This is a genomic window from Mycobacterium sp. TH-M103 (assembly GCF_057473785.1).
The window spans coordinates 1-5,729 of record NZ_JBYCLG010000277.1 but is presented as its reverse complement, the minus strand read 5'-3'; the positions used below and the strand labels follow the sequence as shown (position 1 = coordinate 5,729).

Here is a 5,729-nt window from a genome sequence, read left to right as displayed (position 1 = left end):
GTTTCCCCGGTTCACCGCGCTCGACGCGGTGGGGCCCTACGAGGTGCTGCAGCGCGTCCCGTCGATCGACATCGTGTTCGTCGGGCACCGCCGCGGTGAGGTGCGGACGGAGAACGGGATGCTGGGCTTCGCCTGTGACGCGACCTTCGACGAGGTCGCGGCGCCCGATGTGGTCGTGTTCCCCGGTGGCGTGGGCACCCGCCAGCTCATCCACGACGAGTCGGTGTGCGACTGGCTGCAGGCAGTGCACCCGAACACCACGTTCACGACGTCGGTGTGCACGGGCGCGTTGCTGCTGGCCGCCGCGGGCCTGCTCGACGGTCTGACCGCGGCCACCCACTGGGGCGCGGCCGACGTGCTCAACGGGCTGGGCGGCAGCTACGTGGCCGAACGCGTCGTCGAGCACCTGCCGCAGCGGATCATTACCGCCGCGGGGGTGTCCAGCGGCATCGATATGGCCCTGCGGCTCGTCGAATTGCTCGTAGACCGCGAGGCCGCGCAGGCCGCGCAGCTGCTCATCGAGTACGACCCGCAGCCGCCGTTCGACTCGGGTTCGCTCGCCAAGGCCGACGAGGCCACGATGGCCAGGGCCGTGGAGTACGTGCGCGTCCGGGAGTGAGTGGCCGCCGGATTTCCCGGATTGCCCCGGATTTCGCTAGGCCGCCCGCCGTCCGGTACCCTGGGGCGGTTGCCGACGCAGGCGACCCTCCTGCCACGGAACGACCGTGGCCGCTCGAGACCAGAGGAGGTGGTGAGGTTTCCATGCGTCCATACGAAATCATGGTCATTCTTGACCCCACGCTCGACGAACGCACCGTCGCCCCGTCGCTGGAGACGTTCCTCAACGTCGTCCGCAAGGACGGGGGAAGCGTCGACAAGGTCGACATCTGGGGCCGGCGCCGGCTGGCCTACGAGATCGCCAAGCACGCCGAGGGCATCTACGCCGTCATCGACGTGAAGGCCGAGCCGGCGACGGTGTCCGAGCTGGACCGCCAGCTGAGCCTCAACGAGTCGGTGCTGCGCACCAAGGTGATGCGCGCCGACAAGCACTGAGTCGACAGCACTGACTGTTCGCCGTCGGTGCGGCTGCGTAGGCTTCGCGAGAACATGCTCATGACATCGACCGTCGTAGCAGCGGACCCAGGAGGAAATTGTGGCTGGTGACACCACTATCACCGTCGTCGGAAACCTGACCGCTGATCCCGAGCTGCGGTTCACGCCCTCGGGTGCCGCCGTCGCGAATTTCACCGTCGCGTCCACACCCAGGATCTATGACCGCCAGAGCGGGGAGTGGAAGGACGGCGAGGCGCTGTTCCTGCGGTGCAACATCTGGCGGGAGGCCGCCGAGAACGTTGCCGAGAGCCTGACCCGCGGCTCCCGCGTGATCGTCACCGGGCGGCTCAAGCAGCGGTCCTTCGAGACCCGCGAAGGCGAGAAGCGCACCGTGGTCGAGGTCGAGGTCGACGAGATCGGGCCGTCGCTGCGGTATGCCACCGCCAAGGTCAACAAGGCCAGCCGCAGCGGCGGCGGCGGGGGTGGCGGCGGCTTCGGTGGCGGCGGTGGCGGCGGATCCCGTCAGGCTGCTCCGCAGGCGAGCAACGCACCGGCCGACGATCCGTGGGGCAGTGCCCCGGCGTCGGGCTCCTTCGGTGGCGGCGACGACGAGCCGCCCTTCTAGAACACGTGAACTTCACCCACGAGAACGGAAAGAACAACACACATGGCCAAGTCCACCAAGCGGCGCCCGGCGCCCGAGAAGCCGGTCAAGGCACGCAAGTGCGTCTTCTGCTCGAAGAAGGGGCAGCAGATCGACTACAAGGACACCACGTTGCTGCGCACCTACATCAGTGAGCGCGGCAAGATCCGGGCCCGCCGGGTGACCGGCAACTGCGTGCAGCACCAGCGCGACATCGCGATCGCGGTGAAGAACGCCCGCGAGGTGGCGCTGCTGCCCTTCACCTCCTCGGCGCGCTAGGCGCCGGACGCTCAACCGAAAGTACGAAGACGATGAAGCTGATTCTGACGGCTGACGTAGACCATCTCGGGACCGTCGGCGACACGGTCGAGGTCAAGGACGGGTACGGCCGCAACTTCCTGCTGCCACGCGGGTTGGCGATCGTCGCCTCGCGCGGTGCCCAGAAGCAGGCCGACGAGATTCGCCGCGCCCGCGAGACCAAGATGGTGCGCGACCGCGAGCACGCCGACGAGCTCAAGGCCGCTATCGCGGCGCTCGGTTCCGTCTCGCTACCGGTGAAGACCGCGGCGGACTCCGGCAAGCTGTTCGGCTCGGTGACCGCCAGCGACGTGGTCGCGGCCATCAAGAAGGCCGGCGGCCCCAACCTGGACCGGCGGATCGTCCGGTTGCCCAAAGCGCACATCAAGGCCGTCGGCACCCACCGGGTGTCGGTGCACCTGCACCCCGAGGTCGACGTCGACGTCGACCTCGAGGTCGTCGCGCAGGGCTAACTCCCAAATCTTTGCCTGCCGGAGGCAGTCCTTGCTGTCTGTGCACCCCGCTCGCGGCCGTGTGCGCGGTCGCGCACGGCTACCCCAGCGAACTTTTTCCGCGTAATGTCCGCGCGCGTGCCGTAACCCCCGTGTAACGAAGCGAAAATCTGGTCGAAAGACAACACGCCCGGGGCAGTAACCTGGCCCGACACGCCGATCAGATTCTTGTCCACATCAAATGTGTGGCGTTGTATGACGCGTATCTGCGGAGATGCCGTAGCACGCCGATTTGATCCACAGGTTCTCCACACCCCCCTCAACACAGGTGTCGACGGATATACACACACCATGCACAGCTCTATGAACAGCGGCCCCTTTCAGTCCGCGCCAGCAACGTTTACCGTTCTCCCGGCACGAGGTGATGCGGGTGCTGTGGGTCGGGGGGTGTCAGTGCCTTGGCTTATGGTCTGAATACCGGTTATCGAATGTACTTTCGGACACTTGAGTCAGAGGAGGATGCACCCGATGGCGGTCGTCGACGACCTGGCGCCTGGCGCGGAGTCCGCGCCGCCCAGTGAGGACTTCGGTCGTCAGCCCCCGCAGGACCTGGCTGCCGAGCAGTCGGTGTTGGGCGGGATGCTGCTGAGCAAGGATGCCATCGCCGACGTGCTGGAGCGCCTGCGGCCCGGGGACTTCTACCGCCCCGCCCACCAGAACGTCTACGACGCGATCCTGGACCTCTACGGGCGCGGGGAGCCGGCCGACGCGGTGACGGTGGCCGCCGAGCTGGACCGCCGCGGCCTGCTGCGCCGCATCGGCGGGGCGCCGTATCTGCACACCCTGATCTCGACGGTGCCCACGGCGGCCAACGCCGGGTACTACGCGGGAATCGTGGCCGAGAAGGCGCTGCTGCGCCGGCTGGTGGAGGCCGGCACGCGGGTGGTGCAGTACGGCTACGCCGGCGCCGAGGGCGCCGACGTGGCCGAGATCGTCGACCGCGCGCAGGCCGAGATCTACGACGTCGCCGAACGGCGGATGTCGGAGGACTTCGTCCCGCTCGAGGACCTGCTGCAGCCGACGATGGACGAGATCGACGCCATCGCTTCCAACGGCGGGGTGGCGCGCGGCGTGCCGACCGGGTTCACCGAGCTCGACGAGGTGACCAACGGCCTGCATCCGGGGCAGATGATCATCGTGGCGGCCAGGCCCGGCGTGGGGAAGTCGACCCTGGGTCTGGATTTCATGCGATCGTGTTCGATCAAGCACCGGATGGCCAGCGTCATCTTCTCGCTGGAGATGAGCAAGTCCGAGATCGTGATGCGGTTGCTGTCGGCGGAGGCGAAGATCAAGCTGGCCGACATGCGTTCGGGCCGGATGAGCGACGACGACTGGACCCGGCTGGCGCGGCGGATGAGCGAGATCAGCGAGGCGCCGCTGTACATCGACGACTCGCCCAACCTGACCATGATGGAGATCCGCGCCAAGGCGCGCCGGCTGCGTCAGAAGGCCAACCTCAAGCTGGTTGTGGTCGACTACCTGCAGCTGATGACCTCGGGCAAGAAGGTCGAGTCTCGGCAGATCGAGGTGTCCGAATTCTCAAGGCATCTGAAGCTTTTGGCGAAGGAGCTCGAGGTGCCGGTGGTGGCGATCAGCCAGCTCAACCGCGGGCCCGAGCAGCGCACCGACAAGAAGCCGATGCTCTCGGACCTTCGCGAGTCGGGGTGCCTGACCGCCGCCACGCGAATCCTGCGCGCGGACACCGGCGCCGAGGTCACGTTCGGTGAGCTCATGCGGACCGGCGAGCGGCCGTGGGTGTGGTCGCTGGACGAGCGGATGCGCATGGTCGCCCGCCCGATGACCAACGTCTTCCCCAGCGGGCACAAAGAGGTGTTCCGGCTCCGGCTCACCTCGGGCCGCGAGGTCGAGGCCACCGGCAACCACCCATTCATGAAGCTCGACGGCTGGACCCCCTTGGAGCAGTTGCAGGTCGGCGATCGCATCGCGGCGCCCCGGCTCGTTCCGGAGCCCTTCGACACCCAGCGCATGGACGAGTCCGAGGTGATCCTGCTGGCCCACATGATCGGCGATGGGCCGTGCGTGAAGCGCCAGCCGATCCACTATGCGTCGGTGGAGGAGGCGAACCTCGGCGCGGTGACGATCGCCGCCGCGCACTTCGGTGTGCGGGCCGTCCGCGACGAATACCCGGCGGCGCGGGTGACCACGCTGCGCCTGCCGGCGCCGGCGCCGTTGACCCACGGCAAGCGCAACCCGATCGCGGCGTGGCTGGATGGTTTGGGGCTGTTCGGCAAGCGCAGCTACGAAAAGTTCGTTCCGGAGCCGGTGTTCCGCGCTCCCAACGACCAGGTTGCGCTGTTCCTGCGGCACCTGTGGGCGACCCACGGGTCGGTGCGGTGGGACGACAAGGCGGGCCGGGGGCGGATCTACTACGCGTCGACGAGCCGGCGCCTGATCGATGACGTCGCTCAACTGCTGCTGCGGGTCGGAGTCTTCGCGCGCATCAAGCGCGCGACGAAACTCGGTTACCGCGACGGGTGGCACCTCTGCATCTACGGGGCGGAGAATCAGGCCCGCTTCCTGCGGCACGTCGGCGTCCACGGCGTGAAAGCCGCGGCGGCACAAGAGGTCCTGTCTCATCTCGAAGGCTTGGTGCGCAACACGAACCTCGACACAGTGCCGAAAGCGGTCTGGGTGCAGGTTCGCGAGGCGCTGTCCGCGAGGCAGATGACCCATCGGGAATTCGCCGCCGCCATGGGCGCTCAGTTCTGTGGGTCGACGATGTGGAAGCATTCGCCAAGCCGCTCCAGGCTGCATCGCGCCGCGGCGCTGCTCGACGACCCGGCCATTCACGCGCTGGCCACCAACGACGTCTTCTGGGACACGGTCGTCGAGATCACCAGCCTCGGCGCGCAGGACGTCTACGACGGAACCGTCGACGGTACACACAATTTCGTCGCGAACGGCATCAGCGTCCACAACTCGCTCGAACAAGATGCCGACATGGTGATCCTACTGAACCGGCCGGACGCCTTCGAGCGCGACGACCCGCGCGGGGGAGAAGCCGACTTCATTCTCGCCAAACACCGCAACGGCCCAACCAAGACGGTCACCGTCGCGCACCAGCTGCACTTGTCGCGGTTCGCCAATATGGCGCGGTGATCGAGCGCCGCTGTAGGTTCTGAAATCTGACTGCACTTTATCAAGACTGACTGCACCACTGTTGCACTTGGGCAGAAACGTTGAGGGTAAGTCCCCCGGGGTGG

The 5,729-nt window shown here is 67.2% G+C and carries 6 protein-coding genes; all 6 read left to right on the top strand.

Annotation, left to right across the window (positions count from 1 at the left end):
* A partial coding sequence (locus AC2VOR_RS15660; RefSeq protein ID WP_486964083.1) for a DJ-1/PfpI family protein occupies nucleotides 1-619 on the top strand: 619 nt, incomplete at its 5' end.
* A gap of 143 nt (nucleotides 620-762) precedes the next feature.
* On the top strand, nucleotides 763-1,053 hold the full coding sequence (gene rpsF, locus AC2VOR_RS15655; RefSeq protein ID WP_369736295.1) for a 30S ribosomal protein S6: 291 nt from the start codon (nucleotides 763-765) through the stop codon (nucleotides 1,051-1,053).
* Between the two features lie 100 nt (nucleotides 1,054-1,153).
* A complete protein-coding gene (locus tag AC2VOR_RS15650) occupies nucleotides 1,154-1,678 on the top strand; it encodes a single-stranded DNA-binding protein (RefSeq protein WP_369736296.1) in 525 nt (174 codons plus the stop codon).
* Between the two features lie 42 nt (nucleotides 1,679-1,720).
* On the top strand, nucleotides 1,721-1,975 hold the full coding sequence (rpsR, locus tag AC2VOR_RS15645; protein ID WP_369736297.1) for a 30S ribosomal protein S18: 255 nt from the start codon (nucleotides 1,721-1,723) through the stop codon (nucleotides 1,973-1,975).
* A gap of 32 nt (nucleotides 1,976-2,007) precedes the next feature.
* Entirely contained in the window at nucleotides 2,008-2,466 is a 459-nt protein-coding gene (gene rplI, locus AC2VOR_RS15640; protein ID WP_369736298.1) for a 50S ribosomal protein L9, read from the top strand.
* Nucleotides 2,467-2,973: 507 nt separating this feature from the next.
* Complete coding sequence (locus AC2VOR_RS15635) at nucleotides 2,974-5,625, top strand: replicative DNA helicase (RefSeq protein WP_369736299.1); 2,652 nt, start codon at nucleotides 2,974-2,976, stop codon at nucleotides 5,623-5,625.
* Nucleotides 5,626-5,729 lie beyond the last annotated feature (104 nt).

Excerpts from the sequence above, each read along its gene's own strand:
- AC2VOR_RS15635 (WP_369736299.1), top strand. The coding sequence starts at position 2,974 with ATGGCGGTCGTCGACGACCTGGCGCCTGGCGCGGAGTCCGCGCCGCCC.
- rpsR (WP_369736297.1), top strand. The coding sequence starts at position 1,721 with ATGGCCAAGTCCACCAAGCGGCGCCCGGCGCCCGAGAAGCCGGTCAAG.
- rpsF (WP_369736295.1), top strand. The coding sequence starts at position 763 with ATGCGTCCATACGAAATCATGGTCATTCTTGACCCCACGCTCGACGAA.
- rplI (WP_369736298.1), top strand. The coding sequence starts at position 2,008 with ATGAAGCTGATTCTGACGGCTGACGTAGACCATCTCGGGACCGTCGGC.